The sequence below is a fragment of the Flagellimonas aquimarina genome (genome assembly GCF_003149745.1).
Classification (GTDB): domain Bacteria; phylum Bacteroidota; class Bacteroidia; order Flavobacteriales; family Flavobacteriaceae; genus Flagellimonas; species Flagellimonas aquimarina.
Window position 1 is genome coordinate 25,575 of the sequence record NZ_QGEG01000006.1, and the last position, 25,007, is coordinate 50,581.

General features: G+C 37.8%; 29 protein-coding genes. 22 read left to right on the forward strand and 7 right to left on the reverse strand.

From position 1 onward, the window contains the following. The first annotated feature begins 114 nt into the window (after nucleotides 1-114). Nucleotides 115-474 carry a CoA-binding protein gene (locus DKG77_RS16225; protein ID WP_109665521.1) on the forward strand — a complete coding sequence of 120 codons (360 nt, stop codon included), beginning with the start codon at nucleotides 115-117 and terminating at the stop codon, nucleotides 472-474. On the opposite strand, the gene DKG77_RS16230 is transcribed toward DKG77_RS16225, so the two are convergent. Further along, nucleotides 458-1,939, reverse strand: coding sequence for a sodium:solute symporter (locus DKG77_RS16230; protein WP_109665524.1), 1,482 nt, complete (start codon nucleotides 1,937-1,939; stop codon nucleotides 458-460). The two genes, DKG77_RS16225 and DKG77_RS16230, sit on opposite strands and share 17 nt — an antisense overlap. Before the next feature lie 76 nt (nucleotides 1,940-2,015). Here DKG77_RS16230 and recR point away from each other — a divergent pair, with 76 nt between their 5' ends. From recR to DKG77_RS16305, 15 genes are all read left to right on the forward strand, one after another. Continuing rightward, nucleotides 2,016-2,636: a recombination mediator RecR gene (recR, locus tag DKG77_RS16235; RefSeq protein ID WP_109665526.1), complete on the forward strand. Its 621-nt coding sequence runs from the start codon at nucleotides 2,016-2,018 to the stop codon at nucleotides 2,634-2,636. A gap of 94 nt (nucleotides 2,637-2,730) precedes the next feature. Then, nucleotides 2,731-4,083 carry a dihydrolipoamide acetyltransferase family protein gene (locus DKG77_RS16240; RefSeq protein WP_109665530.1) on the forward strand — a complete coding sequence of 451 codons (1,353 nt, stop codon included), beginning with the start codon at nucleotides 2,731-2,733 and terminating at the stop codon, nucleotides 4,081-4,083. Nucleotides 4,084-4,146: 63 nt separating this feature from the next. Beyond that, complete coding sequence (locus tag DKG77_RS16245; RefSeq protein WP_109665533.1) at nucleotides 4,147-4,929, forward strand: carboxylesterase family protein; 783 nt, start codon at nucleotides 4,147-4,149, stop codon at nucleotides 4,927-4,929. A 10-nt stretch (nucleotides 4,930-4,939) separates the two neighbouring features. Then, nucleotides 4,940-5,716: a 3'-5' exonuclease gene (locus DKG77_RS16250; RefSeq protein WP_109665536.1), complete on the forward strand. Its 777-nt coding sequence runs from the start codon at nucleotides 4,940-4,942 to the stop codon at nucleotides 5,714-5,716. 22 nt (nucleotides 5,717-5,738) lie between these two features. Beyond that, complete coding sequence (locus DKG77_RS16255) at nucleotides 5,739-6,350, forward strand: fumarylacetoacetate hydrolase family protein (protein ID WP_109665539.1); 612 nt, start codon at nucleotides 5,739-5,741, stop codon at nucleotides 6,348-6,350. Continuing rightward, nucleotides 6,350-6,688, forward strand: coding sequence for an Hpt domain-containing protein (locus DKG77_RS16260; RefSeq protein ID WP_109665542.1), 339 nt, complete (start codon nucleotides 6,350-6,352; stop codon nucleotides 6,686-6,688). Before DKG77_RS16255 ends, DKG77_RS16260 begins: the two co-directional genes overlap by 1 nt. Further along, nucleotides 6,689-7,936 carry a competence/damage-inducible protein A gene (locus tag DKG77_RS16265; RefSeq protein WP_109665544.1) on the forward strand — a complete coding sequence of 416 codons (1,248 nt, stop codon included), beginning with the start codon at nucleotides 6,689-6,691 and terminating at the stop codon, nucleotides 7,934-7,936. A gap of 73 nt (nucleotides 7,937-8,009) precedes the next feature. Beyond that, complete coding sequence (gene rpmB / locus DKG77_RS16270) at nucleotides 8,010-8,237, forward strand: 50S ribosomal protein L28 (RefSeq protein WP_109665547.1); 228 nt, start codon at nucleotides 8,010-8,012, stop codon at nucleotides 8,235-8,237. Between the two features lie 27 nt (nucleotides 8,238-8,264). Further along, nucleotides 8,265-8,447 (forward strand): 50S ribosomal protein L33, encoded by a 183-nt coding sequence (gene rpmG, locus DKG77_RS16275; RefSeq protein ID WP_031444791.1) that lies wholly within the window; start codon nucleotides 8,265-8,267, stop codon nucleotides 8,445-8,447. Nucleotides 8,448-8,455: 8 nt separating this feature from the next. Further along, on the forward strand, nucleotides 8,456-8,608 hold the full coding sequence (locus DKG77_RS16280; protein WP_109665550.1) for a DUF4295 domain-containing protein: 153 nt from the start codon (nucleotides 8,456-8,458) through the stop codon (nucleotides 8,606-8,608). 184 nt (nucleotides 8,609-8,792) lie between these two features. Further along, a complete protein-coding gene (gene ftsY, locus DKG77_RS16285) occupies nucleotides 8,793-9,749 on the forward strand; it encodes a signal recognition particle-docking protein FtsY (protein WP_109665552.1) in 957 nt (318 codons plus the stop codon). A gap of 60 nt (nucleotides 9,750-9,809) precedes the next feature. After that, nucleotides 9,810-10,580 carry a response regulator gene (locus tag DKG77_RS16290; protein WP_109665555.1) on the forward strand — a complete coding sequence of 257 codons (771 nt, stop codon included), beginning with the start codon at nucleotides 9,810-9,812 and terminating at the stop codon, nucleotides 10,578-10,580. A gap of 18 nt (nucleotides 10,581-10,598) precedes the next feature. Continuing rightward, nucleotides 10,599-11,000: an RDD family protein gene (locus DKG77_RS16295; protein WP_109665558.1), complete on the forward strand. Its 402-nt coding sequence runs from the start codon at nucleotides 10,599-10,601 to the stop codon at nucleotides 10,998-11,000. A gap of 9 nt (nucleotides 11,001-11,009) precedes the next feature. Beyond that, nucleotides 11,010-11,864 carry a DUF2911 domain-containing protein gene (locus tag DKG77_RS16300; protein ID WP_109665559.1) on the forward strand — a complete coding sequence of 285 codons (855 nt, stop codon included), beginning with the start codon at nucleotides 11,010-11,012 and terminating at the stop codon, nucleotides 11,862-11,864. Then, nucleotides 11,840-13,540 (forward strand): amidase family protein, encoded by a 1,701-nt coding sequence (locus DKG77_RS16305; RefSeq protein WP_109665562.1) that lies wholly within the window; start codon nucleotides 11,840-11,842, stop codon nucleotides 13,538-13,540. The genes DKG77_RS16300 and DKG77_RS16305 overlap by 25 nt, the downstream gene beginning before the upstream one ends. Here DKG77_RS16305 and DKG77_RS16310 read toward each other — a convergent pair. After that, complete coding sequence (locus tag DKG77_RS16310) at nucleotides 13,533-14,624, reverse strand: serine hydrolase domain-containing protein (protein WP_109665564.1); 1,092 nt, start codon at nucleotides 14,622-14,624, stop codon at nucleotides 13,533-13,535. The genes DKG77_RS16305 and DKG77_RS16310 overlap by 8 nt on opposite strands. 125 nt (nucleotides 14,625-14,749) lie before the next feature. Here DKG77_RS16310 and rimO point away from each other — a divergent pair, with 125 nt between their 5' ends. Then, on the forward strand, nucleotides 14,750-16,054 hold the full coding sequence (rimO, locus tag DKG77_RS16315) for a 30S ribosomal protein S12 methylthiotransferase RimO (RefSeq protein WP_109665567.1): 1,305 nt from the start codon (nucleotides 14,750-14,752) through the stop codon (nucleotides 16,052-16,054). Nucleotides 16,055-16,089: 35 nt separating this feature from the next. On the opposite strand, the gene aqpZ is transcribed toward rimO, so the two are convergent. Then, nucleotides 16,090-16,782 (reverse strand): aquaporin Z, encoded by a 693-nt coding sequence (aqpZ, locus tag DKG77_RS16320; RefSeq protein ID WP_109665570.1) that lies wholly within the window; start codon nucleotides 16,780-16,782, stop codon nucleotides 16,090-16,092. Between the two features lie 306 nt (nucleotides 16,783-17,088). Between aqpZ and DKG77_RS16325 the strand changes: the two genes are divergently transcribed. Next, on the forward strand, nucleotides 17,089-17,586 hold the full coding sequence (locus DKG77_RS16325; protein WP_109665725.1) for a DoxX family protein: 498 nt from the start codon (nucleotides 17,089-17,091) through the stop codon (nucleotides 17,584-17,586). Continuing rightward, nucleotides 17,573-19,183, forward strand: coding sequence for a Gfo/Idh/MocA family protein (locus DKG77_RS16330; protein ID WP_109665573.1), 1,611 nt, complete (start codon nucleotides 17,573-17,575; stop codon nucleotides 19,181-19,183). The genes DKG77_RS16325 and DKG77_RS16330 overlap by 14 nt, the downstream gene beginning before the upstream one ends. Nucleotides 19,184-19,211: 28 nt before the next feature. On the opposite strand, the gene DKG77_RS16335 is transcribed toward DKG77_RS16330, so the two are convergent. From DKG77_RS16335 to DKG77_RS16350, 4 genes are read right to left on the reverse strand one after another with little or no spacing between them, the layout of a single operon-like run. Further along, nucleotides 19,212-19,724, reverse strand: a complete 513-nt coding sequence (locus tag DKG77_RS16335; protein WP_109665576.1) for an SRPBCC family protein — start codon at nucleotides 19,722-19,724, stop codon at nucleotides 19,212-19,214. Beyond that, nucleotides 19,721-20,857 (reverse strand): serine hydrolase, encoded by a 1,137-nt coding sequence (locus DKG77_RS16340; RefSeq protein ID WP_243414949.1) that lies wholly within the window; start codon nucleotides 20,855-20,857, stop codon nucleotides 19,721-19,723. Before DKG77_RS16340 ends, DKG77_RS16335 begins: the two co-directional genes overlap by 4 nt. A gap of 35 nt (nucleotides 20,858-20,892) precedes the next feature. Then, nucleotides 20,893-21,147, reverse strand: a complete 255-nt coding sequence (locus tag DKG77_RS16345; RefSeq protein ID WP_243414950.1) for a hypothetical protein — start codon at nucleotides 21,145-21,147, stop codon at nucleotides 20,893-20,895. Nucleotides 21,148-21,152: 5 nt separating this feature from the next. After that, nucleotides 21,153-21,605, reverse strand: coding sequence for an SRPBCC family protein (locus DKG77_RS16350; protein WP_109665581.1), 453 nt, complete (start codon nucleotides 21,603-21,605; stop codon nucleotides 21,153-21,155). 64 nt (nucleotides 21,606-21,669) lie between these two features. Here DKG77_RS16350 and DKG77_RS16355 point away from each other — a divergent pair, with 64 nt between their 5' ends. From DKG77_RS16355 to DKG77_RS16365, 3 genes are read left to right on the forward strand one after another with little or no spacing between them, the layout of a single operon-like run. Further along, complete coding sequence (locus tag DKG77_RS16355; RefSeq protein WP_109665584.1) at nucleotides 21,670-22,602, forward strand: peptidylprolyl isomerase; 933 nt, start codon at nucleotides 21,670-21,672, stop codon at nucleotides 22,600-22,602. After that, complete coding sequence (locus DKG77_RS16360; protein WP_243414951.1) at nucleotides 22,595-23,992, forward strand: peptidylprolyl isomerase; 1,398 nt, start codon at nucleotides 22,595-22,597, stop codon at nucleotides 23,990-23,992. The genes DKG77_RS16355 and DKG77_RS16360 overlap by 8 nt, the downstream gene beginning before the upstream one ends. Before the next feature lie 4 nt (nucleotides 23,993-23,996). Further along, nucleotides 23,997-24,950 (forward strand): AAA family ATPase, encoded by a 954-nt coding sequence (locus DKG77_RS16365; protein ID WP_109665588.1) that lies wholly within the window; start codon nucleotides 23,997-23,999, stop codon nucleotides 24,948-24,950. Nucleotides 24,951-25,007 lie beyond the last annotated feature (57 nt).

Genomic DNA, 25,007 nt, shown 5'->3' on the forward strand with positions numbered 1-25,007 from the left:
CATTAACTATAAAAAAAATACAGTCTTACCAATGATTTCTTTTACACGTACAATAGACGAGTTTTTTTTTGATTAGTTACAATCTTTGATTTAGTTTAACACATAAATTAACAAATGGTTAAGACACTTGTTTTGGGAGCATCTTTAAACCCCAGTAGATATAGTAATTTGGCAATCCATCGTTTGATCGAAAGCAAAATTGAAACAGAAGCATTTGGGGTAAGGGAAGGAACTGTCTCTGGAGTACAAATTAAAACCAACCTAAATGATTTTCAAAATATTGATACGATAACTTTGTATCTGAACCCCAAAAGGCAAGAACAATACTACAAGGATATCGTCCGCCTTATGCCACAAAGAGTAATTTTTAATCCAGGTACTGAAAACCCTGAGTTTTACAAAATTCTTGAAGAAGCCGGAATAAAAGTAGAGGTAGCTTGTACCCTAGTGTTATTGGCTACTGGTCAATATTAGGATTTAGTTTTCGAGTCCTGATCAGCCAAAGGCCAAAAAAGGTGAGCAGGCCATTGAGCGGTAACAACTCGTAGCCAACTACGTACCCTCCCAGAAAAGATGAAGGAATATTGGCTATTAAGGCTATAATAACAACGGATAATAAAGAAACAACCCAAACATATTTGTCTTTTATTTTATGATTGGTCAAAATACCGAAGGCAAATAGCCCCAATAAAGGACCATATGTGTAACCCGATACGGTTAACAAGCTATCAATAACGTTGCTGCTCAAAATATACTTAAAGGAAATAATGACCAATACAAGCATAATGCTCATTGCAATATGGGTACGTTTTCTAACTTTCTTTTGATCTTCTTCTTTTCTTTTCTCCACATTTAAGAAGTCCACACAAAAAGAGGTGGTAAGTGAAGTTAACGCGCTATCTGCGCTACTATATGCGGCAGCAATTAACCCCAACATAAAAGTAATGGCCAGTGTAAGTCCTAGGCCACTGTTCAACGCGATTTCTGGAAACAATAAGTCAGATTTTGGAGAACCGTCCATTAACGGAATCGAGATGCCATTTTTTCCGGCATAAATAAATAGCAAAGCCCCAAGCAACATAAACAAAAATGTGACGCCTACCAGAACCAAACTGAACGAAACCATATTTTTCTGAGCATCTTTCAAAGATTTACAAGTAAGGTTTTTTTGCATCATATCTTGGTCAAGGCCAGTCATGCAAATGGTTATGAACATTCCGCCAATAAAGGATTTTATAAAATGGTTACGCTCCAGAAAACTATCGGTAAAGAGGAATTTGTTGTATGGTATTAATTCTTCTGATGCCAAAAACTCTCCAAAACTCCAATCTAGCTCTCTATTTATCAGAACAATCGACAAAACAACAGCAATAATCATGAATAGCGTTTGCAGGGTGTCTGTCCAAACAATGGTTTTTATGCCTCCTCTGTTTGTGTAGATCCATATCAACAGGATGGAAATGATTACGGTAAATTCAAAACGAATGCCCAAATCATCAAAAACAAATTGTTGTAAAACTATAGCTACTAGATATAGTCTAAAAGCTGCGCCCAAGACTCTAGAGATAAAAAAGAAAAAGGCCCCGGTTTTATGACTAACAGAACCAAACCGATCTAGTAAATACTCATAAATCGAAGTGAGGTTATATTTATAGTATAAGGGCAGTAAGACGTATGCCACAACAAAGTATCCAAACAAATAACCAAAAACTACCTGCATGTATCCAAATTGGGAATCCTCTATCCATCCAGGAACTGAGATAAAAGTGACTCCCGAAAGTGAGGCGCCTACCATGCCAAATGCAACAAGGTACCAAGGTGATTGCTTTCCCGCTTTAAAAAAATCTGAATTGGAATCGTTTTTTCCCGTGAAGTAAGAGATGATCATCAATACCAAGAAATAGGCACCAATGAGCAAAAGAATCTGTGTTGAGGACATATTTGGAATTTGATTTGCAAAGTACAAAAGTAAATTGGTAACGGTAAAGTTGTAATTTTGTTTGATAATTGTAGGTATGGAATTTTCATCAAAACTTTTGGAGAATGCAGTATATGAGATGTCTCAACTGCCGGGTATTGGTAAGCGAACAGCATTGAGGCTGGTGCTGCACCTTTTAAAACAACCAGAAGAAAGAACAAACTACTTATCGGATGCCTTGACCAAGCTGAGGGGAAAAGTGAATTTTTGCAGCAGTTGCCACAATATTTCGGATACAGTACTTTGCGAGATTTGCGCCAATCCAAAGAGAGATAAAACCTTGGTATGCGTCGTAGAGGATATTAGAGATGTCATGGCCATTGAAAACACCTCTCAATATCAAGGATTATATCATGTGCTAGGAGGTAAAATATCACCAATGGAGGGTGTTGGCCCCCAAGATTTGAATATTGTTTCTCTTGTCAATAAAGTAAAAGAAGGCACAGTTAAAGAGCTTATTTTTGCCTTGAGTTCCACAATGGAAGGAGACACGACCAACTTTTATATTTATAGGCAGTTAGAAGAATTGGATGTGACCACATCTACAATTGCGCGGGGAATATCAGTTGGGGACGAATTGGAATATGCCGATGAGGTTACATTGGGTAGGAGTATTTTGAACAGGGTTCCTTTTGAAAGTTCTATCAAAGCAAATTAACAATTGATTAAAAAATACATATAAATTAAGGATAAGGAGTTTTCTTTATTATTTTTGCAAAATATAAGTCGATATTACGTCGTTAAATAAGAATATGTCAAAGTTTGAATTGAAATTACCGCAAATGGGAGAGAGTGTTGCAGAGGCAACATTGACAACTTGGTTAAAAGAAGTAGGGGATACCATTGAAATGGATGAAGCAATATTTGAAATTGCTACGGACAAAGTAGACTCTGAAGTGCCAAGTGAAGTGGAAGGCGTATTGTTGGAAAAACGATTTGACATTGATGATGTAATAAAAGTAGGTGAGGTAGTTGCAGTAATACAAACTGAGGGAGACGTTGTTGAGGTAAGTTCCACCGCTGCCGAATCTGTTGAAGCAACAGAAGATGTGATAGCAACTCCTGTAGCGACGATAGAAAGCCAGATGGCTCAAGTAAAAGAGTCTGTTGCTTCCCCAGTACAAGATTTTTCAAGCTCAGAACGATTTTATTCCCCATTGGTGAAGAATATTGCCAAAGAGGAAGGTGTCTCCATGGAAGAACTGGAAGCAATAATCGGTACCGGAAAGGAAGGTAGGGTAACCAAAAATGATATAAAATCATTTTTAGAAAACCGTTCCTCCAACGGAAAAACCGAAGTGTCGACTATAAAAGAAAATAGCAAGCCAGAAGTTCCAAAAAAGAAAGCAGAAGTTACAGCAGAAAAGCCAAAGGCTGCTCCAGTTCCTGTTTCCCAAGGAGATGAGATAATACCGTTGACCCGTATGGGCAAGTTAATTGCTCAACACATGGTAGATAGCGTATCTACATCTGCACACGTTCAAAGTTTTGTAGAAGTAGATGTGACCAATGTTGTAAACTGGAGGAATAAATATAAAAAGGCATTTGAAGAACGAGAAGGAGAGAAATTGACCTTTACACCAATCTTTATGGAAGCCGTTGCGGTAGCTCTAAAAAAATACCCAATGGTTAACATCTCTCTTGACGGAGATAAGGTCATAAAAAAGAAAAACATAAACATTGGTATGGCAGCGGCACTGCCAGATGGTAACTTAATTGTCCCAGTAATTAAAAATGCCGACCAGCTTAATTTAGTTGGTATGGCAAAAACTGTGAATGATCTGGCTAACAGATCTAGGAATAATCAACTTAAACCAGATGAGATCAAGGATGGTACTTATACGGTTACCAATGTTGGTTCCTTTGGCAGTATTTTTGGAACACCCATAATTAATCAACCACAAGTTGGTATTTTGGCACTTGGGGCTATTAGAAAAATTCCTTCCGTTATAGAAACAGATCAGGGAGAATTCATAGGTATTCGCAGTAAAATGTTCCTTTCGCACAGCTATGACCATAGAGTGGTCAATGGAGCGCTAGGAGGAATGTTTGTTAAAACGGTTGCGGATTATCTTGAAGCTTGGGACATAAATAGAGAAATCTAGCTTTAAAACTCTTCTATTCTTTCCACTATTGTTAATTTAGAGGCTTAAACAAATTCATCAATCATGAAGTTTTTAGTCTCATTAAGTGTAGCGTTACTTTTTTTGTTCTCAGGTAATATGATAGCACAAGACCTTTCGGCCTACAAAAAAATGGTTTTTGAAAAAGGTGGGAATAGCATTCCCTATCGCATCTTATTTCCCAAGAACTATAAAGCATCAGAAAAATACCCTTTAATTCTTGTTCTGCACGGTTCTGGAGAACGAGGAAACGATAATGAGGCACAATTGGTTCATGGATCGGGTTTGTTTCTAAGCCAAGAAGTTAGGAACGATTATCCTGCCATTGTTGTCTTTCCGCAATGCGCGGCCAATAGTTCTTGGGCCAAGATCAATGTGGAAGGGGAGATTCCAAACAGAGAATTTGTTTTTTACGAAGATTCAGAACCTACAAAAGATATGCTATTGTTAGAAGGACTCTTGAAACATATAAGGAAAACCTATAAAATTGATAAAAATAGGATCTATGTGGGTGGACTTTCCATGGGCGGTATGGGAACATTTGAAGTTGTTCGTAGAAACCCAAAACTATTTGCAGCGGCTTTTCCAATCTGTGGGGGTGCCAATCCAGAAATAAGTAAGAAATTGAGCAAACCACATTGGTGGGTATTTCATGGAGATGCGGACACCGTTGTGCCAGAAAAATATTCGGCTAGAATGGTAAAGGCAATGAAAGAGATGGGCATAAAAGTAAAATATTCTGTATACCCAGAAGTTGGCCATAATAGCTGGGATAATGCCTTTGCTGAACCAGAATTATTACCTTGGTTATTTTCTAAATCACGATAAAAATATTTTTATGGAGTTACAATTAACCAAACCTATTTGTTTTTTTGATTTAGAAACTACGGGTACCAACGTCGCCAAGGATAGAATTGTTGAAATTTCAATATTAAAGGTTTTTCCAAATGGAAACAAGGAAAGCAAAACCTGGTTGGTAAACCCAGAGATGCCCATTCCACCAGAAGTGGTTCTTGTGCATGGTATTTCTAACGAGAAAGTGGCGAATGAGCCCTCATTCAAACAACTGTCAAAAGAAATCTACAAGATGATCAAGGATAGTGATTTGGCTGGCTTTAACTCGGATAGGTTTGATATTCCGCTCCTTGCGGAAGAAATGCTTCGGGCCGATGTTGATTTCGATATGAAACATATGGTTTCAGTTGATGTACAGACTATCTTCCATAAAATGGAAAAACGCACTTTAGGGGCCGCTTATAAATTTTATTGTGATAAAAGCTTGGAAGATGCGCATAGCGCCGAGGCCGATACTAAGGCCACTTATGAGGTACTCTTGTCGCAGTTGGACAGATATCCAGAATTGGAGAACAACGTAAAGAAGCTGTCTGAGTTCACAACCAGAAAACAATCTTTGGATTTTGCTGGTTTTATTGGTGTTAACGAAGATGAACAACCAATCTTTTCTTTTGGCAAACACAAAGGGAAAACAGTAGATGAGGTCATGGAAACCGAACCAGGTTATTTTGGTTGGATTTTAAATGCCGATTTTCCACTCTATACCAAAAAAGTACTGACCCAGATTAAATTAAGTAAGCTGAACAATAAGCTGTCTTAAAAGACCATATAAATAGCACGTTATGAAACTGATTTGTATTGGCAGAAATTATGCTGCCCATATTGAAGAGTTGAAAAATGAACGACCAGATGAACCAGTTGTTTTTATAAAACCAGATTCGTCCATTTTGCCTAAGGAACAGGATTTCTACATTCCAGAGTTTTCAAATGATATACATTACGAGGTGGAGGTTTTGGTTAAAATAAACAAAGTGGGCAAACACATTTCCGAACAGTTCGCACATAAGTATTATGATGAGATTGGCTTGGGAATAGATTTCACAGCAAGGGACCTTCAAGCTAAACTTAAGGAGAAGGGTTTGCCTTGGGAGAAAGCAAAGGGATTTGATGGATCAGCTGTTGTTGGTAAGTGGATGCCTAAAAGCATGTACGAAAACGTTGACAAACTGGGGTTTTCCTTGTTAAAAAATGGGGAAAAAGTACAAAATGGCAATACTTCCTTGATGCTGTGGAAGATAGACGAGTTAATAGCCCATGTTTCTACCTATTTTATGCTTAAAAAGGGCGATATTTTGTTTACTGGCACCCCAGCTGGTGTTGGTAAAGTAAGTCCAAATGATTACCTTTCAGGTAGACTCGAAGGAGAGAAGATGTTTGAAATTAATGTGAGATAATGATTTACAACCTTGACAAAATAAATGAAATGGCAGAAGGGGACCAAGATTTTATAACCTCTGTGATTTCTGTTTTTTTGGAAGAAGTCCCTGTTGATTTAGAAGCTTTGGAAAAAGCTATTGCTGAAAGGGATTATGAAAATGTATACAAACTTGCCCATAAAATAAAACCTAATGTAGATTTACTGGGTATGGAACAAACAAGGGCTACTGCACTTGAAATTGAAACCTTGGGCAAAAGTGATGCAAACATGCAGGAAATTGAGAATAAATTTCCCCTTCTAAAGAAGGATGTGCATCAGGTGGTTTCTGAACTCAAAAAAGACTTCGATTTATAAATGCAGGCAGAAATCATCACCATTGGGGATGAAATTCTCATTGGGCAGATTGTAGACTCCAATTCTGCATTTATTTCCAAGGAACTAAATAAGATAGGTGTTTCCGTGTACCAAATCACTTCGGTGCAAGATGACCGTGACCATATCTTGGCAGCTCTTAAAACGGCAGAAGATAGATCATCGGTGGTTATCATGACGGGAGGTCTGGGCCCAACAAAAGATGACATCACTAAACATACCCTGTGTCATTTTTTTGATGATGAACTCATTCAAAATGATGTGGTTTTGGAATATATAGAACATTTGTTCAAAAAATATATATCCACTCCAATCTCTGACCTAAATAGAAAGCAAGCGTTGGTACCCTCAAAAGCTACGGTGCTGCACAATGCACATGGCACAGCTCCAGGGCTTTGGATGAAAAAGGGAGATACTGTTTTTGTTTCGTTGCCCGGTGTTCCTTTTGAGATGAGAAATTTGATTAAAAATGAGGTCCTTCCAAAAATCATACAAGAATACAAACGTCCCCATATTTTTCATAAAACCATTATGACATATGGTTTGGGTGAAAGTGCCATCGCCATTAAAATAGAAGAATGGGAAAACAACCTTCCTCAATTCATAAAGCTTGCATACTTACCTAATTTGGGGCGTGTACGCCTTCGTCTTAGTGCAAAGGGCATTAGCAAAGAAGAGATAATTGTTGCGGTTGAAGCAGAAGTAAAAAAGTTATATCCCTTAATAGGTGATATTATTTATGGTGAGGAAGAAGATGAATCAATTGAACATCAAATTGCCAAACAACTCACCGAAAAAAAGATGACGTTAGCCACGGCGGAAAGTTTTACGGGAGGCAAGATTGCGCAACAACTTACTTCAATTCCAGGAGCCTCATCTTACTTTAAAGGAAGTGTTGTGAGCTATGCTACAGAGACCAAGGTTAATCTGTTGAACGTGCCCAAAGAGATGATTGAAAAGCATTCTGTGGTGAGTAAGGAAGTGGCGATTGCGATGGCCAAAAATGTTAGAGATTTATTGGGAGTGGATTTTTCAGTAGCCACTACCGGTAATGCAGGTCCTACCAAAGGAGATTCAAATGCAGAGGTTGGAACGGTCTTTATTGCCATTAGTACTCCACAACATACTTTTGCCCAAGAATTTACAATGGGAAATCATCGTGAGCGTATTGTTCAGAAGTCTGTAAACAAGGCATTTGAACTATTGCTAAAAGAAATTCTAAATTTCTAAAAAAGAATTTTGTCCGTCCCATTAAAATGCTATAAATTTGCACCCTCAATAAAATCACTCAAAAGTTAGGGAGATGTCTAAGATTTGTGAAGTAACAGGAAAAAAGGTGATGTTTGGAAACAACGTTTCCTTTTCTATCAATAAAACCAAGAGAAGATTCGATGTGAATATTTCTAAAAAGAAATTTTACATTCCAGAAGAAGATCGTTGGATAACCCTAAATGTATCTACCAGAGGGTTAAAAATTATTAACAAAAAAGGAATCTCTGCCGTTTTAAAGGATATCAATTCCAAGAAATAGGTAGCATAAGATTTTAAGTACGATACAATGGCAAAGAAAGGAAATAGAATTCAGGTTATTTTAGAGTGTACAGAACACAAGGAGTCTGGTATGCCAGGTACTTCTAGGTACATTACAACTAAGAATAAAAAGAACACGCCAGATAGAATGGAGATTAAGAAATTTAATCCTATTCTTAAGCGTATGACTGTTCATAAAGAAATTAAATAAGGTAGGTCATGGCAAAGAAAACGGTAGCAACACTACAAGGAAGTTCAAAAAGATTAACAAAGGCCATTAAAATGGTTAAGTCGCCAAAGACAGGTGCTTATATTTTTGTTGAATCAGTTATGTCTCCAGAATTGGTAAATGATTGGTTGAACAAAAAATAATCAATTATTAGAACAAAATTCAAAGCCGCTATTTAGCGGCTTTTTTCATTTTAAGATTTTCGATTTCTACAAGAACGATGATTAAAAATTTGAATACGGATTCCTGCTTTTACTTTAAATGATAATCTAACTTTAACAAAACTCCCCTTACTTTCCTATCTTTGAAAATTGATGACGAACGCATATGAGCCTATTTAAAAAGATATTTTCTTCTGATAAAAAAGAGACCCTGGACAAGGGGCTCGAAAAATCTAAAAGCAGTTTTTTTGGTAAGTTAAGCAAAGCTGTTGCCGGCAAGTCTAAAGTAGATGATGAAGTCTTGGACAATCTTGAAGAGGTTTTGGTCTCTTCAGACGTTGGCGTTGATACCACCTTAAAGATTATTGACCGTATTGAAGAAAGAGTTTCCCGGGACAAGTATATGGGTGCTGATGAACTCAACAATATTCTTCGAGAGGAGATTGCAGGTCTCCTTTCAGAAACACACGTGGGAGAAGATACTGAGTTTGTAATTCCTTCAGATAAGAAACCCTATGTTATTATGGTCGTAGGAGTAAATGGGGTAGGAAAGACTACTACCATTGGTAAATTGGCCCATCAATTCAAAAATCAAGGCTTAAAAGTCGTTTTGGGAGCGGGTGATACATTTAGAGCAGCTGCAATAGACCAATTGGAGGTTTGGGCAAAACGCGTGGATGTGCCCATCGTAAAACAAAAAATGGGAAGTGATCCGGCATCAGTTGCTTTTGACACCCTGAGCTCAGCAGTGGCAGATAATGCCGATGTAGTTTTGATTGATACAGCAGGTAGATTACACAATAAGGTGAACCTTATGAATGAACTCTCCAAAGTAAAAAGAGTAATGCAAAAAGTAGTGGCAGACGCCCCACATGAGGTATTATTGGTTCTCGATGGTTCAACCGGGCAAAACGCTTTTGAACAGGCTAAACAATTCACAAAAGCTACAGAAGTAAGCAGTTTGGCAGTTACAAAATTGGACGGTACCGCTAAGGGCGGAGTGGTCATTGGCATCTCTGACCAATTTCAAATACCTGTAAAATATATTGGAGTAGGGGAAGGTATCGAAGATCTTCAGGTTTTTAACAAGTATGAATTTGTTGATTCCTTTTTTAAGGTGTAATACTCCGTAGGGCTCTAATTAATCATACAATGTTCCCCTAATTTATATGGTAGGTTTATTATGGGAAGAATACATTTATTTGAATTTGAAGACCAAAAATGGTTTCCTAAGTTTTTAAGGGACTATGGCACTGATTTTTTACAATTCCTTTCCAACAAGACAAAACTTTACAGGCCGGTAGTTTCCATTCTTGAAAAAGGTTTAAAAACTGATAAGACGAATACTATAATAGATTTAGGCTCTGGAGGAGGAGGAGGCCTACTCTGGTTGAATTCTGAATTGCTAAAAAATCATCCTGACCTAAAAATAGTGCTGACCGATTATTACCCAAACCTTAGCGCTTTTGAATACACTAAAAAACTGGCAGGTAATTTTGAATTCATTGCAACATCCATTGATGCTAGAAAAGTACCGGAGAGTTTAAAAGGATTACGAACGCAGTTTTTGTCCCTGCATCATTTTAAGCCTGATGATGCCAGACAGATTTTACAAAACGCCGTGGATTCTAATAGTGCTATCGGTGTTTTTGAAGCACAAGAACGAAGTGTTCCAAGCATTTTGGCCATGTTATTTTCGCCAATAAGCGTTTTGTTGACCACCCCTTTTATTAGACCATTTAAAATTGGAAGGCTGGTTTTTACGTATCTGATACCAATAGTTCCCCTATTTGTACTTTGGGATGGGGTAGTATCCTCACTACGAACCTATTCAGTTAAAGAAATGCATTCTCTTATAAAAAGTCTGGAAAACGGTGATATGTACAATTGGGAAATTGATAGAGTTAAATCGGGTCCGGGAGTTATTTTATATCTTTTGGGAATTCCAAAGTAGATTCTTAGTTTTAGAAATATGAATATAAAATATGCAATTTTACCTGATAGGGTAAAAGCGTTAATTATTGATCAAGTAATTGTAATAGCTGCCATGTACGGGGTTTCAGAATTATTCGCAACTTTTGAAGATGTATCGACCAACCTAAGAATTATTGCTTTTCTTTTGATTTTCCTTGTTTATGAACCTCTTTTTATTTGTTTGTTCGGAGGTACAATAGGACATTCTCATAGTAAAATTAAGGTTAAACGGGAGCAAAATTTAAATAAGAACATTTCATTTTTGGCGGCTTTGATAAGATTTGTTGTGAAAATCTCTTTAGGGTGGATTTCTTTATTGACAGTTACCTCAAATGAAAAAAGAAAAGCTATTCATGATTATTTAGTAAACTCTGTGGTAATAGAATCTGATAACAGTTAATTCGGTATTTTGAAACAAAACATTGTCTCTCTTTTATTTTTTACAGCAAGTATTTCATTTGCACAAATCAATCATCCCAAGGCAAGCCCGTTTGCAACAGTGGAACAAGAGGTGGGTCTTTCTAAAATTTCAGTGAAATACTCGTGCCCCGCAGCTAAAGGACGGGAAATTTTTGGTGGACTGGTGCCTTATGGCCGGATATGGCGGGTTGGTGCTAACGAATCCACAAAGATTACGGTAGATACAGATATGATTGTATTGGGAAATGCCTTACCCAAGGGTACCTATGCGTTATATGCTTTTCCAGAAGCTTCGGAATGGGAAATGGTGTTCCATAAAAATACTTCCCATTGGGGGGATGGCCGCAAAAATTACGATGCCAATGAAGATTTGTTTAGACTAAAGGTAAAACCAAAAAGTGTTCCCTATCATCAAGAAAATTTTTTAATCGCTTTTGATTCTATTACCCACAACTCCGCCAATATGTCAATGACTTGGGCAGGAACCCAAATAATCATCCCTTTTGTTGTGGATACACATGCTCAAATGGAGGTTGAGATTGCCAAACAAATTGAGGAAAACCCCCAAGCCCAAACATATTATGAGGCTGCCCGCTATTTGCAAGAACAAGAAAAAGACTATGAGCGAGCTTTGGGATATTTGGACAAAGCACTGGAATTGGGCGGGGATACCTACTACTTTCATCGTGTTAAAAGTTTAGTGCAGGCAGAGTTGGGAGACTATGAATCTGCCATACGGTCTGCAGAGAAATCCCTGAAAATTTCTGCGGAACTGGAAAAGGATGAATTTGTACGTATGAACCAAAAGAACATTGCCAAATGGAAAACCTTACTTCGGGATTAAAACGATCAAAATATCTATTCTTTTCTATCTCTCTTGTCATATTTATTGGCTGTAAACAGCAGTCTAGTGATCAAACAAAAAAAGAGGATGTTGTTGTATTATGGGAACCTTATAACGATTCTTTGGAAGTAGCTGCAAATATTAACCATGAAGTAGAACGGTTACGATACAAGTTTATACAATCCAAGGTATTGGATAAAAACAAAGTGTTTTTGCCACTTTATGATGAGGTTTCAAAGTTTAACACTTCAACTTATGAATCCTTAAAGCCGTTGATTTTAGAGCAGGACATTCCCTCTATTCAAAAGCATATAGCAGATGGTAAACTAACCTATGAGCAATTGGTTCTTTTTTATTTACATCGCATTTATAAGTATGAATTAGATAATGGGACCACTCTAAATACTGTTATTGCGCTTAATCCCAAGGTGTTGGAAGAAGCGAGGAAATTGCATTCAGATTCTAAGGGACAACATCCTATTTATGGTATGCCCATACTGATAAAAGATAACATTGGTGTACAAGAAATGAAGACTACTGCCGGGGCAATAGCCTTAATGGAAAATCAAACAGACGATGCGTTTATTGTTGAGCGTCTAAAAGAAAGAGGAGCATTGATTTTAGGCAAGGTAAACCTGAGTGAGTGGGCCAATTATATTTGTAAGGGCTGTCCAAATGGGCAAAGTGCTGTTGGGGGACAGACCTTAAATCCGTATGGTCGACGTGTTTTTGACACGGGTGGTTCCAGTGCCGGTAGTGGAACTTCGGTTGCAGCCAATTATGCTGTTGCTGCGGTAGGGACAGAAACTTCTGGTTCTATTTTGTCACCATCAGGCCAAAATTCTGTTGTAGGGATGAAACCCACCATTGGACTTTTGAGTCGAACAGGAATTGTACCTATTTCCAGTACATTGGACACTCCTGGCCCAATGACCAAAAATGTAATCGATAATGGTATTTTGTTGGATGCCATGCGTGGATTTGATAACGAAGACGAGAAATCAGTACAAGCGGATTGGCCTGAAAAATGGTACACCGAGGAAAAACCATCACTTCAAGGAAAGCGTTTTGGGGCCTTCAAAAACTATATCAAAAGCGATTCCATTTATAAAATAACTTTAGAAAAAATGAAAGCCGCAGGTGCTACTATCATAGAATTTGAGCCTCCGGAAGTAGAATTTGATGGTTTTCTTTCCATTTTGAACATTGATATGAAAAATGATTTGCCTAATTATATAGCTGCACAGGTAAAAGATAAAAAAGTAGTTAAGGTAGAAAACGTTGAAGATGTTGTTCAATTTAACTTGCAAGATTCATTGATTAGAATTCCTTACGGGCAAGGTCGTTTAGAAGGCATTTTGGTTGATTCCACCTCCGCAGAGACACTTAAGAAAATCAAAAAAAGATTGAGAACCAATGGACGCAAATATTTTGATGGTCCTATGAATGAACATAGATTGGATGCCGTTCTATCCATCAATAATTATGATGCAGGTGCTGCTGCTGCTGCTGAGTATCCTGCTTTAACGATTCCTATGGGATACAAGGAATCTGGAGAACCTATTAGTTTAACCTTTATTGGAAAACAGTTTCAGGAAGGCAAGTTGTACAGTTTGGGGGCAGCTTTTGAAAATTTGACTAAAATGAGAAAAATTCCAGCTGATTATGTTAATTAATATAAGCATTCAACTTTTCCCAGAGTTCATTGTCAAAACTTGAAGGGCCAAGCAAATCCTCACCAGAATCTTCTCCCATGCGAACAATTACAAGACCTTGACTAGGAATTATATATAATTTCTGATCATTCTTGCCAAGTCCAGCATAGGTGTCAGCAGGGGCATTGGGAATCAACTCGCCTTGAAACTCCGTTTGAAGGGCGGGAGCTCTGTAGCTTTGTTTTCCATTCAACCACCAAAGGTATCCATACGACTTGTTTAAACTCTGTGAAGTATTTTTCATAGCGGTTCTATATGATGAATCACCAAGAATTGTTTCGCCATCCCATGCCCCATTGTTTAAGTTTAGGAGCCCAAAACGTGCCATGCTTCGTGCAGTACTGAAAAATACATTGTTTGAGCCATTGGTGGAGAACCAAAACCCATCCATTCCAATCTTATCCCTTAATCTAGAATTAAAATAATCTGTCCATTCCATTTCAGAGGCAGTAGCAACAACACTTTGCAAAAGTGTATATGGCCCATTGTGATAGGCCCATCGTGTACCTGCATTTGCCAAATAGGTTAGACAATCTGATGTTACACAATCAAATTGAATATCGTTCATGCCGCTTGTCATTGTCAATTGGTGCCAAATGGTAATGAGATTTTCTTTTTCAACAGGTAGGCTTGTCCATGCTTCACCCAGATAATCAGAGGTTTTGTCGTTAATGTTTAAAAAAAGCTCTTGCTGGGCAAGTCCAACGGTAAAGGAGGTCAATGTTTTTCCTGCAGATGCCCAATACCAACTTGTATTCTGCGTATGGTCACCAAAATACCATTCAATTACAATTTTACCATCTTTCAAAATAATAAAAGCTTTAGTATCCTTTTCTTCCAAAAAATCAAATACAGCTTGTTCTGCAGATTCGTTCCAGCCTAATTCAGACACAGAAATTGTTTCCCATTCTGCAGATTGTTCTGGTGGAAAATACAGGTTATCAGTTGCCTGTTCATCAATGATTCCATCATCCGTATCGGAGGAATCCGAACAACCGCCAAACAGAAGTAAAATAAAAATTGTTGCGAAAAATGGGTTTTTCATGATTTGGGATTTTAATTTGGACAATCAAGTCCCATAAAGGTTTAACGTTTGTTCTAGAAAATTATTCGAGCAAATCGATGTAATGCGCTGTCTTATTGTATTTTTGCACTCCATTTAGAAAAAGTATGCGCACAAAATCGCTTAAGAAAAACAAAATCAATGTAGTGACCCTAGGGTGTAGTAAAAATGTTTACGATTCTGAGGTGCTAATGGGACAACTTCGAGCTAACAACAAAGAGGTAGTTCATGAAGAAGAGGGCAATGTGGTGGTCATAAATACTTGTGGGTTTATCGCCAATGCAAAAGAAGAAAGTGTAAATACTATTTTGGAGTACGTTCAGAGAAAAGAGGCGGGGGATGTTGATAAGGTTTTTGTAACTGGATGTTTAAGCGAGCGGTACAAGCCAGATTTAGAAAAGGAAATTTCCAACGTAGATGAATATTTTGGTACTAGCGAACTGCCCAATTTACTTAAAGCTTTGGGAGCTGACTACAAACATGAGTTGATTGGGGAGCGGTTGACCACCACCCCAAAAAATTATGCCTATTTAAAGATTGCTGAAGGTTGCGATAGACCGTGTTCATTTTGTGCCATCCCAATAATGCGAGGAAAACATAGAAGTACACCAATTGAGGAATTGGTTTCTGAATCCGAAAAGTTGGCTGCTAAGGGGGTCAAAGAGCTCATTTTGATTGCACAAGATTTAACCTACTATGGTCTTGATCTCTACAAAAAAAGGAATTTGGCAGAGCTACTTCAAGCTTTGGTAAAAGTTGAGGGAATTGAATGGATTAGATTACATTATGCATTTCCTACTGGGTTTCCGATGGATGTTTTAGATGTAATGAAGAAAGAATCAAAAATCTGCAATTATATCGATATTCCTTTGCAGCACATAGCGGACCCTATTTTAAAAAGCATGCGCCGGGGTACCACTAAAGCTAAAACTACAAGGTTGCTTAAGGATTTTAGAGCAGCAGTTCCAGAAATGGCCATTAGAACGACTTTGATTGTTGGGTATCCGGGGGAAACGGAAGAAGATTTTAAAACGCTTAAGGACTGGGTTAAAGAGATGCGCTTTGAACGGTTAGGATGTTTTACATACAGTCATGAAGAAAACACACATGCCTATTCATTGGAAGATGATGTGCCAGAAGAGGTAAAGCAGCAGCGGGCCAATGAGATAATGGAAGTACAGTCTCAAATCTCTTGGGAACTCAACCAAGATAGAATTGGTAAAACCTTCAAATGTATAATTGATCGTAAAGAGGGCAACCACTTTGTGGGTCGTACTGAATTCGATTCGCCAGATGTAGATAATGAAGTGTTAATAGACGCCACAAAACATTATGTGAAAACTGGTGATTTTGTGCAGGTTAAAATTACCGAAGCTTCAGATTTTGATTTGTACGGAGAACCTGTAACATAAACCCCAATGCTTTTATTGGGATTTATGTTTTACTGCTAGTTGTTTTGTTCTGGAGACAAGTATTTGTAGACCACCCCTGCAATAATAGCTCCTAATATAGGGGCTAGCCAAAACAGCCATAATTGTGGAATTGCCCAGCTACCTTCAGCAAACAGAGCCTGACTTGTGCTTCTGGCAGGGTTGACGGAGGTGTTGGTTACCGGAATGCTTATTAAGTGAATAAGTGTCAATCCTAAACCAATTGCTAGACCAGCCATGCCTTTTGGAGCTTTTGAATGTGTTGCTCCCAAAATAATCATCAAAAACATAAAAGTCATTACAACCTCGGTGATAAAGGCAGAAACCATATTGTATCCTCCAGGAGAATGTTCTCCATAGCCGTTTGCTGCAAACCCACCAATTTCAATACCGGGTTTACCGCTAACAATAATATAAAGAATGCCTGCTCCCGCTATACCGCCAAGTATTTGCGCAATGATGTAGGGTAGAAGGTCTTTTTTGTTCAATCGGCCTCCTAAAACCAAGCCGATGGATACTGCTGGGTTTAAATGACAGCCTGAAATATGACCAATTGCATAGGCCATGGTTACTACGGTTAAGCCAAAAGCAAGAGCCACTCCGGTAAACCCAATTCCCAATTCTGGATATGCAGCTGCAAGAACCGCACTTCCACATCCGCCTAATACAAGCCAAAAGGTGCCGATGAATTCGGCAATTAGTTTTTTCATATCGTTCTGTAATTAGTTAGTATACTTTTTTAGAAACAGAAAGTATGACAAAGTCACATATGGGATCAAGTACCTAATGGCGGGGTAGTTATTGCCACTAAGAAATTTATAAACTGACGTTGCTTTGGGAAATCTCTGATAAACTATCCTTTATCCGTGGTGCTTTAATTTTAAATTCCCTTCCTCAAATATCAAAAGTGAAATTTCTATGAACATTAGTGTTTATGAGGTTGATATATATCATTGTTCTAGCATTGAACCAATTGTAGTTTTGATTTGTAAATTATGAATCAACAACTTTTAGCTATGATTGATAATAAAAGAGAAAAAAGAATAAAAGTCAGTATTACGCTATTGCGCATTTTTATTGGTTGGCATTTTCTTTATGAGGGCGTTATTAAAATGTACAACCCTGAGTGGACTTCATTTGGTTATCTGGCTTCCGCCCAAGGTCCATTAAAACCCGTATTTTCTTTGCTGACCAGTGAATCAGTATTAGAATGGGTGAACGTTTTAAACATTACCGCTCTCATAGTTGTTGGAATTACCCTAATTCTGGGAATTTTTGAGAGAAAGGGAGCTTTGGTAGGCATTGGTCTGCTCGCATCGTACTATTTGGCCCATCCTCCTTTTCCATGGCTACATCAAATGAATGTTGAAGGAAGTTATTGGTTTATTAACAAAAACCTTATTGAACTGGTGGCCTGTATTTTAATTTATAACTATCCTACAAGTCGGTTTTTTGGACTTGGTTATTTCATGAAAAATAAACTGACCAAAATTGAGAATTATGAAATGGACTAGAAGAGAACTGTTAAAAGGTTTGGGAGGACTTCCCATTTTGGGCGCTGTTTGGTGGGCCGGAGCTGCAAATGCTGTTCACAATAGGAAGGAAAGACTTGAACTATTGCAACAATTGAATATAAATCCATCATTGCCAAATGTGTTGCCAGGAATTGAAGGAGCCCCTATTAGGGTTGGAATCATTGGTTTTGGAATACGAGGAGAACAATTATGCAGGTCAATGGGTTATGCCACCAAGGAATGGATTGAAGAAATGAGAATTGAAGCAGAAGCAGACCCTAACAATAAAGCTTTAGAAGATTTTTTAAATCAAGATAAACTCAACATTAAACTTGTAGGAGTATGTGATGTTTTTGATGTAAGGGCAGAAAAAGCACTTAACTCATTTTCCACCCCTGAAAACAAAATAGAAAGGTATACAACTTATAAAGAAATGATTCAAAGTGGAGATGTTGATGCTGTTGTAATTGCAACACCAGATCATTGGCATGCCCCTATGGCCATTGAAGCACTTGACAATAATGTTCATGTCTATGTTGAAAAACCGATGACACATACCATTGAAGAAACATATAGATTACGAACGGCTGCCGAACTTTCCAAAGCAGTTTTGGCTGTGGGTCATCAACATAGACAAACCCTGAGTTTTAGAACAGCGAAGGACATTGTGGAAAAAGGTACATTAGGGCATATTTCCTTAATCCAAACCAATACTAACAGAAATGATGACAATGGTGCCTGGAACTATGATATCCATGAAAAAGCCAATCCTAACACTATTGACTGGGACCAATTTTTAGGCTCCGCACCTAATATACCCTTTAACAAAAACCACTTTTTTAGATGGCGTAAATGGTGGGCGTATGGGTCAGGGCTTTCAGGAGATTTGCTAACCCATGACTATGACCGTTTAAATTGTGTGTTAAATATGGGTATTCCTGATTCTGTGTCTGCTTCGGGAGGTATTTACACCCATAATGATGGACGCAATGTTCCAGATGTGCTACAGGTAAATATGGAATTTCCCAGGTTCAATATAGGTAGTAGTCAAAGCAAGGGCAAGGAAAGGGGCATGACTTTTTGTTATAGTGCAACTTTGGGCAATGGTTTTAATAGACCTACTGTGTTGATGGGGCATGATGCAACCATGGAATTGGGCAATAAATTAACCATTTGGCCAGATGGTTCATCAACCCGCTACGCGGATATGTTGGAGGCCGAAAAAATGAAGCCCAATATTCCTATTTATCAATACAATCCTGGAGCCAACGTCCCAGATGCCATTTCCTCGGCCACCTCACAATACTTTGCAGATAAAGGACTTATGTGGACATATATAGATGGTGTTAGGGTAGATTCTACCTTTTTGCATATGCAAGAATGGTTAAGTGCCATCAAAAACGACACTGCTGTGAGTTGCGGCTTAAAAGAAGGTTTTGAAGAGGCAATTACCGCTCATATGGCGGGCCTTTCATGGAAACTAGGAAGAAAAATAGAATGGGATGCCGAAAATGAGATACTTAAACCAATCGAGGGATTGGATTTTGATGAAATCTTGCTTTCTGTCAATAAAGCGGAACCGCTGTTGGTTGGGTAAAATTGGTTTTCCCACCCTTTCAATGTGTTTACATATTTACAAACTCAAATCCTGCCAATGGGATGTTTCGTAAGTCGAATTCCTTTTCATTTAAGAGGATGTCATGTTCTATATAGGCCTTCAAATTTGCCAGCCAAAAAGTCCAGCCATTACTGCATCCATGATGTATACTGAGTTTGCTCTCATCATCCGTTGGTATTTCATATTGTTTTAGCGTTACCAAAACTGCTTTTTTATGCTCTTCAAGTTCTATGGACACCTTGCTGTCCGCAAAAGATAGCTCTAGAAAGTCTTTACCGTTTGCTTTAAGCACTTTTCCAGTTTCTTTTCCGTCCCAATTGTGCCATTTCCAGGTATAGGAATCACCCGCTTGAATGTGTTCGCTTGATTTTCGTTCCTCTCCTAATACAGAAGTGTAGTTAGCGGTGTTTAAAAACCAAGAGCAAATTCCCTCGGCAGTGCCCCAACACCAATACAGTTTTTCCTTAGATGCTTTTATGAAGATTTTCTTGGTAAAACAATCAAAAGTAAGCTTGCTCATCGTTTACGTTTTAATTCATAATTATAAAGCTCTCTGCCCAATTGTGCCAAAAAAGGAATTCCCACCTCATCGTATTCGTACGTATTGTCATTAAAAACATCATTTTTGTTGACCAATATGGTGGCAGTAACCATAAAATCAATATTGTTTTTAACATCTTGTATATAAGCACAATCCGTTAACGTGCCATAAGCATATCCAACTTTGTTATAGATTTTGATATACTCGGGAATTGGGTCGGTAGAATCTCCAAACATTAAGAATTTTACATAACTGTCATAGAACTCCGTGGCATCATAACCTAGGTCTTTGGGTAGGGTGTGCATATGGTTCAATAATAGTTCATGTTGAAATTCACTTAAATTAAAGCGTTTATCAGCTGTAAAAGCTTGTGGAAAGATTATACGCTTCAACAAAGCATGTTGTGCTTGCACTGGGTAATAGTTTTTAAGAGAGAAATCAAAAGCCCCTTTCTGCAGAACTTCATCGGTATAAAAACCTTTTCCTTTTTCAATTTTATGGAGTGCTAAGGGCTTTGGGTAAGTGTTTATGATGGATTTGCTGGAAACTGTTGTGGAATCATTCAGGTAGATGACCAAGGGTTTTGTGGTAACATCATCAGCATTTGGAATGGAAAGTCTATGTGCTATACGAATAGGTCCAATGTTCTTGTTTTGAATACGCTCGTTAAGGTGATCTTGTCCTAAAAACTCAATCAGTCTGTTATTGGCAGCGTTATCAGAAACGGCAAAAATCTCTGAAATGGTCTTGGAAAAAGTAGTTTCTATTGAATCTCCTTCAATATAAAACTTTGTATGAACAGATAGCGAATCAGTTTCATTGATTTTCTCAAGAGCTGCAACTGCGGCAGGAAATTTTACTGTACTGGCTGGGTAGAAATAGTTGTTCTTATCAACTTGAAAATCAAAATCCGTAAATACAATACTATCTTTCTGGTGATTTATTTGAGTATAGCGAACCTGCAATTCGTATTGGGCAAGACTGTCCATAACTCTCTTTATTAATGGATTTTCTGAGGAAAGAGCCGCCTTTAAGGGGTCTTTGGACCGCTCCTTTTCACAAGAAGCGCAGAGTAGAATCATCAGGGAGAAAAGAATACTAAATCGTTTCAATACAATAAATGTTAGGTTAATGGGGTATTCTAGAATTAGTTCTCAAGATATACCTCTCCTCTCTGAGGTTTTAAAATTTCCCGAACTTCTTTCATCTCAAATTCGGCAACTACCAAATAGGCAATACTGTGCATGTCCGTCATATGTTGAAAACCCGTAATGTCAAACTTTAGCTCTTCAATTATTATGAACTCGGCCAAGTGTTTTTCGTAATGTTCAGCTGTTTTTGCAGCTCCAGGGCCACGAAAATCCCAAATCAATTTAATTTTTCTATCCAATACTTTTTCCATAACAATTAAGTGTTGAGCACTGAGGTGCCATTTTCTGCAAATGCCTTAAAATCCTTTAGATACTTCATTGATTGTTTTTTAAAAGCACTAGGCATTAGAAATCCCATCAATTTCATCCCAAATCCAGAAAATTGGAACTCACATTCAGATATCCATTTGGTTTTACCGTCAATTTCCTTAAAATAGTTTTTCTGGATGTTGTGAACTCCTTTGGTATCATACGTAGTGTGAAATTCATCTGGGAAATTGCTTTTAATAATGGTTTCTACCATTTCGAACTCACGTTTTCCCATTTTGTATTTTAAATTCATCTGGGCTCCTTCCGCTTTTGGATTATTAGAAAGGAGTTCGTACCCCAAAAGACCTTGCTGCCAATGTTTCATATGTTCTGGATTATCCAATTTTTTTATGAATTCATCGCGAGGTAAATCAACAGTTATTTCTGTGGTATACTTCATTTTTACAGGTTTTGTACTAATGTAATAAATTATATGATTTTAATAACCTACTAAAAATCTGTTAATGAGAACAAAACCTTCTTGCGAGGGTTTAAGTAATTGTTATTTTTGCGGAATGTCTATTCTACAAAACAATAGGGTATTTCTCTTAATATCATTTGGGCTTTTGGTTTTCACTTCATGTGATTCCCTTTTTAAGAAGAAGGTTGAAAAAGAACCTTTGGCCAGAGTGGGAGATTCTTTTTTATATAAAGAGGACTTAACCTCTTTTATTAGAGATGATATGTCTGCCCAGGACAGTGCTCTATTTGTAACGAATTATATTAATAATTGGGCTTCAAAACAGTTGTTACTATCTAAATCAAAGATTAACCTTTCGGAAGAAAAACTGAATGAATTTGACCGTTTGGTCAGTGATTACCGAGCGGATTTGTATACCCGGGCATATATAGAGGCGCTTGTACTACAAGCACAAGATACAGCTGTTACTACTTCTCAGCTTAGACAATATTATGAAAAAGAGAAGGAAAATTTTAAGTTAAATGAAAAATTGGTGCAGCTTAGGTTTGTTGGTCTACCAACTCAATTTTTGGACAAAGATGAGGTAATCGCCAAAATGAAAGACTGGGGAGATGCAGACAAACGCTATTTAGATTCTGTGGCGGTACAGTTTAAAAAAATACACTTTAACGATTCTATTTGGGTTGGAGCATCTAGGGTCATGGAAGCAATACCACCGCTTACGCCAATGAATGAGGAGAAGTACTTAAAAAAATCACAATTTTTTGAAATACAGGATTCCTTAGGAGTATATTTGGGAAAGGTGACGGACGTATTGGAAATCAATGATACAGCTCCTTTCGAATATATATCGCCAGATATAAGACAACTGATATTGAACAGAAGAAGACTGGATTATGTTAGAAGGTTGGAAACTGAGATTATTGATGAAGCTATAAAGAAGAATGAATTTGAGGTTTATGAAAAAGATGAATAAAAAACTATTGGTATTGGCATTTTTTACTGCATTTGGGTTTTTGCGAGCTCAAGATACAGACGAAGCCGTTTTGATGAAAAGTGATACTACAAGCTCTACAAAAAAGGTAAAATTAGATGGTATTGCAGCGGTAATTGGCGATTATGTGATTCTTGATTCCGATATTGAAAAAACCCTCATAGACCTTAGAAGTCAAGGAGCATCAACACAAGATATCACAAAATGTAGTCTTTTAGGAAAGCTAATGGAAGACCGGCTTTATGCACACCAGGCAGTGCAGGACAGTCTGTTGGTTTCAGATGATCAAGTGAACGCTCAAAGTGATAGGCAAATACAGCAACTTGTGTCTCAGGTTGGGTCCATGGAAAAAGTATTGAAATTTTATAAAAAAACTGATGTTGAAAGTTTTAGAACAGAACTTTTTGAAATCAATAAGCTTCGTATGCTGTCCGAGAAAATGCAGAGCAGCATTGTTGAGGAGATAGAAGTCACTCCTGAAGAAGTGCGTCAATTCTTTGGCAAAATTCCGGAGGATGAGAGACCAGTCTTTGGTGCTGAGCTTGAAATAGCCCAGATTGTTAAGCAACCTACTGCGCCAGAAGAGGAAAAACAGAAAGTTATAGATAGGTTAATGCAGATAAGGCAAGATGTTCTTGAAAACGATGCCAGTTTTAATGTTAAGGCCATTCTTTACTCCCAAGACCCGGGGTCAAAATCCAAGGGGGGGTTTTATAGCATGACCAGAGAAACACCTTTTGTAAAAGAGTTTAAAGATGTTGCTTTTAGTTTACAACAAGGTGAAATCTCAGAACCTTTTGAAACTGATTTTGGGTACCATATTATTTATATTGAAAAAATAAGAGGACAAGAACTGGATTTGCGCCATATTCTTTTGATACCAGAAATACCTCAAATTGCCTTGGACACAGCAGTAAAAGAGTTGGATAGCATACGCCAACAGATTTTGGACGGTAAATATAGTTTTGCTGATGCAGCTTTAAATTTTTCTGATGAAAAAGAGACCAAATTTGATGGTGGCCTGTTGCGAAATCCAATTAATTTTGATTCCCGTTTTGAACTGACTAAAATGGATCCTGCTTTGTACAATCAGGTAAGAAATTTAAAGGACGAAGAAATTTCAAGACCTATTAAGGAAGATGACCAGAGAGGAGGCCCTCCAAAGTTTAAGATAATGAAAATCTCCAATCGTTACGATGAGCATAAAGCTGACTTTGCAAAAGACTATTTAAAAATTCAAGAGTTGGCACTTAGAGAAAAACAATTCAAGGCCATTAAAGATTGGATGGACGAGCATATAGATGACACCTACATCCACGTAAACACAGATAACAGAGGTTGCGATTTTGCAAACAAATGGGTAAAGGAATAGTTGCATGTCAGACGTAGTTGCCGTTGAAAACCTCGTAAAAAAACACCAAGCCTTAAAGAAAGAGATTGCCAAGATCATTGTTGGTCAAGAAAAGGTGGTCGAGCAGATCTTACTGTCAATTTATACAGGCGGTCATTCACTTTTAATTGGAGTCCCGGGACTGGCAAAAACCTTGATGGTAAATACAATTGCCCAAACTCTGGGCCTGGACTTTAAGAGAATACAATTTACTCCAGATTTAATGCCTAGCGATATTTTGGGTAGCGAAGTGTTGGATCAAAACAGGAATTTCAAGTTTATCAAAGGGCCGGTTTTTGGTAATATTATTTTAGCAGATGAGATTAACAGAACTCCACCCAAAACCCAAGCTGCACTTTTAGAAGCTATGCAAGAAAGGGCAGTGACCATAGCCGGACAACAATATAAATTGGATATGCCATATTTTGTATTGGCGACGCAAAATCCTATAGAACAAGAAGGTACATATCCATTGCCAGAGGCGCAATTAGACCGTTTTATGTTTGCCATTGAGTTGAAGTACCCTTCAATTGAAGAAGAGGTGCAAGTAGTAAAGTCTACCACAACGGATGAAACAGTAGAGATAAACACATTGTTCAATGCCGATGAAATTATTGCTGTACAGCATCTGATCCGTCGAGTGCCCGTGCCGGATAACGTAATTGATTACGCGGTTCGGCTGGTCAACAAAACGAGACCGGGTATGGAAAATTCTTCAGACTTTATAAACAATTACGTAGATTGGGGAGCTGGCCCCAGAGCATCTCAAAACCTGGTTTTAGGAGCAAAGGCCCATGCTGCGATCAATGGAAAGTTTTCCCCAGATATTGAAGACGTAAAAGCAGTGTCAATGGGAATTCTTCGACATCGGATCCTAAAAAACTACAAAGCCGAAGCAGAAGGCATTTCTGAAGAAAATATTATTTCAGAATTGTTATAAATATCAAATCATTACGACTTATTTAGGGTAATTCTAATTCTTAAATCGTAGGTATTT

What these genes read in the sequence shown, in the direction of transcription:
- DKG77_RS16365 (WP_109665588.1), top strand. Translation starts at nt 23,997, where the DNA reads ATGTCAGACGTAGTTGCCGTTGAAAACCTCGTAAAAAAACACCAAGCC.
- DKG77_RS16325 (WP_109665725.1), top strand. Translation starts at nt 17,089, where the DNA reads ATGATTGATAATAAAAGAGAAAAAAGAATAAAAGTCAGTATTACGCTA.
- rimO (WP_109665567.1), top strand. Translation starts at nt 14,750, where the DNA reads ATGCGCACAAAATCGCTTAAGAAAAACAAAATCAATGTAGTGACCCTA.
- DKG77_RS16230 (WP_109665524.1), bottom strand. Translation starts at nt 1,939, where the DNA reads ATGTCCTCAACACAGATTCTTTTGCTCATTGGTGCCTATTTCTTGGTA.
- DKG77_RS16255 (WP_109665539.1), top strand. Translation starts at nt 5,739, where the DNA reads ATGAAACTGATTTGTATTGGCAGAAATTATGCTGCCCATATTGAAGAG.
- DKG77_RS16290 (WP_109665555.1), top strand. Translation starts at nt 9,810, where the DNA reads ATGGGAAGAATACATTTATTTGAATTTGAAGACCAAAAATGGTTTCCT.
- rpmG (WP_031444791.1), top strand. Translation starts at nt 8,265, where the DNA reads ATGGCAAAGAAAGGAAATAGAATTCAGGTTATTTTAGAGTGTACAGAA.
- DKG77_RS16280 (WP_109665550.1), top strand. Translation starts at nt 8,456, where the DNA reads ATGGCAAAGAAAACGGTAGCAACACTACAAGGAAGTTCAAAAAGATTA.
- DKG77_RS16250 (WP_109665536.1), top strand. Translation starts at nt 4,940, where the DNA reads ATGGAGTTACAATTAACCAAACCTATTTGTTTTTTTGATTTAGAAACT.
- DKG77_RS16295 (WP_109665558.1), top strand. Translation starts at nt 10,599, where the DNA reads ATGAATATAAAATATGCAATTTTACCTGATAGGGTAAAAGCGTTAATT.
- DKG77_RS16355 (WP_109665584.1), top strand. Translation starts at nt 21,670, where the DNA reads ATGAGAACAAAACCTTCTTGCGAGGGTTTAAGTAATTGTTATTTTTGC.
- DKG77_RS16360 (WP_243414951.1), top strand. Translation starts at nt 22,595, where the DNA reads ATGAATAAAAAACTATTGGTATTGGCATTTTTTACTGCATTTGGGTTT.
- DKG77_RS16330 (WP_109665573.1), top strand. Translation starts at nt 17,573, where the DNA reads ATGAAATGGACTAGAAGAGAACTGTTAAAAGGTTTGGGAGGACTTCCC.
- DKG77_RS16335 (WP_109665576.1), bottom strand. Translation starts at nt 19,724, where the DNA reads ATGAGCAAGCTTACTTTTGATTGTTTTACCAAGAAAATCTTCATAAAA.
- aqpZ (WP_109665570.1), bottom strand. Translation starts at nt 16,782, where the DNA reads ATGAAAAAACTAATTGCCGAATTCATCGGCACCTTTTGGCTTGTATTA.
- DKG77_RS16265 (WP_109665544.1), top strand. Translation starts at nt 6,689, where the DNA reads ATGCAGGCAGAAATCATCACCATTGGGGATGAAATTCTCATTGGGCAG.
- recR (WP_109665526.1), top strand. Translation starts at nt 2,016, where the DNA reads ATGGAATTTTCATCAAAACTTTTGGAGAATGCAGTATATGAGATGTCT.
- DKG77_RS16260 (WP_109665542.1), top strand. Translation starts at nt 6,350, where the DNA reads ATGATTTACAACCTTGACAAAATAAATGAAATGGCAGAAGGGGACCAA.
- DKG77_RS16310 (WP_109665564.1), bottom strand. Translation starts at nt 14,624, where the DNA reads ATGAAAAACCCATTTTTCGCAACAATTTTTATTTTACTTCTGTTTGGC.
- DKG77_RS16345 (WP_243414950.1), bottom strand. Translation starts at nt 21,147, where the DNA reads ATGGAAAAAGTATTGGATAGAAAAATTAAATTGATTTGGGATTTTCGT.
- rpmB (WP_109665547.1), top strand. Translation starts at nt 8,010, where the DNA reads ATGTCTAAGATTTGTGAAGTAACAGGAAAAAAGGTGATGTTTGGAAAC.
- DKG77_RS16350 (WP_109665581.1), bottom strand. Translation starts at nt 21,605, where the DNA reads ATGAAGTATACCACAGAAATAACTGTTGATTTACCTCGCGATGAATTC.
- DKG77_RS16225 (WP_109665521.1), top strand. Translation starts at nt 115, where the DNA reads ATGGTTAAGACACTTGTTTTGGGAGCATCTTTAAACCCCAGTAGATAT.
- DKG77_RS16305 (WP_109665562.1), top strand. Translation starts at nt 11,840, where the DNA reads ATGGAAAACCTTACTTCGGGATTAAAACGATCAAAATATCTATTCTTT.
- DKG77_RS16240 (WP_109665530.1), top strand. Translation starts at nt 2,731, where the DNA reads ATGTCAAAGTTTGAATTGAAATTACCGCAAATGGGAGAGAGTGTTGCA.
- DKG77_RS16245 (WP_109665533.1), top strand. Translation starts at nt 4,147, where the DNA reads ATGAAGTTTTTAGTCTCATTAAGTGTAGCGTTACTTTTTTTGTTCTCA.
- ftsY (WP_109665552.1), top strand. Translation starts at nt 8,793, where the DNA reads ATGAGCCTATTTAAAAAGATATTTTCTTCTGATAAAAAAGAGACCCTG.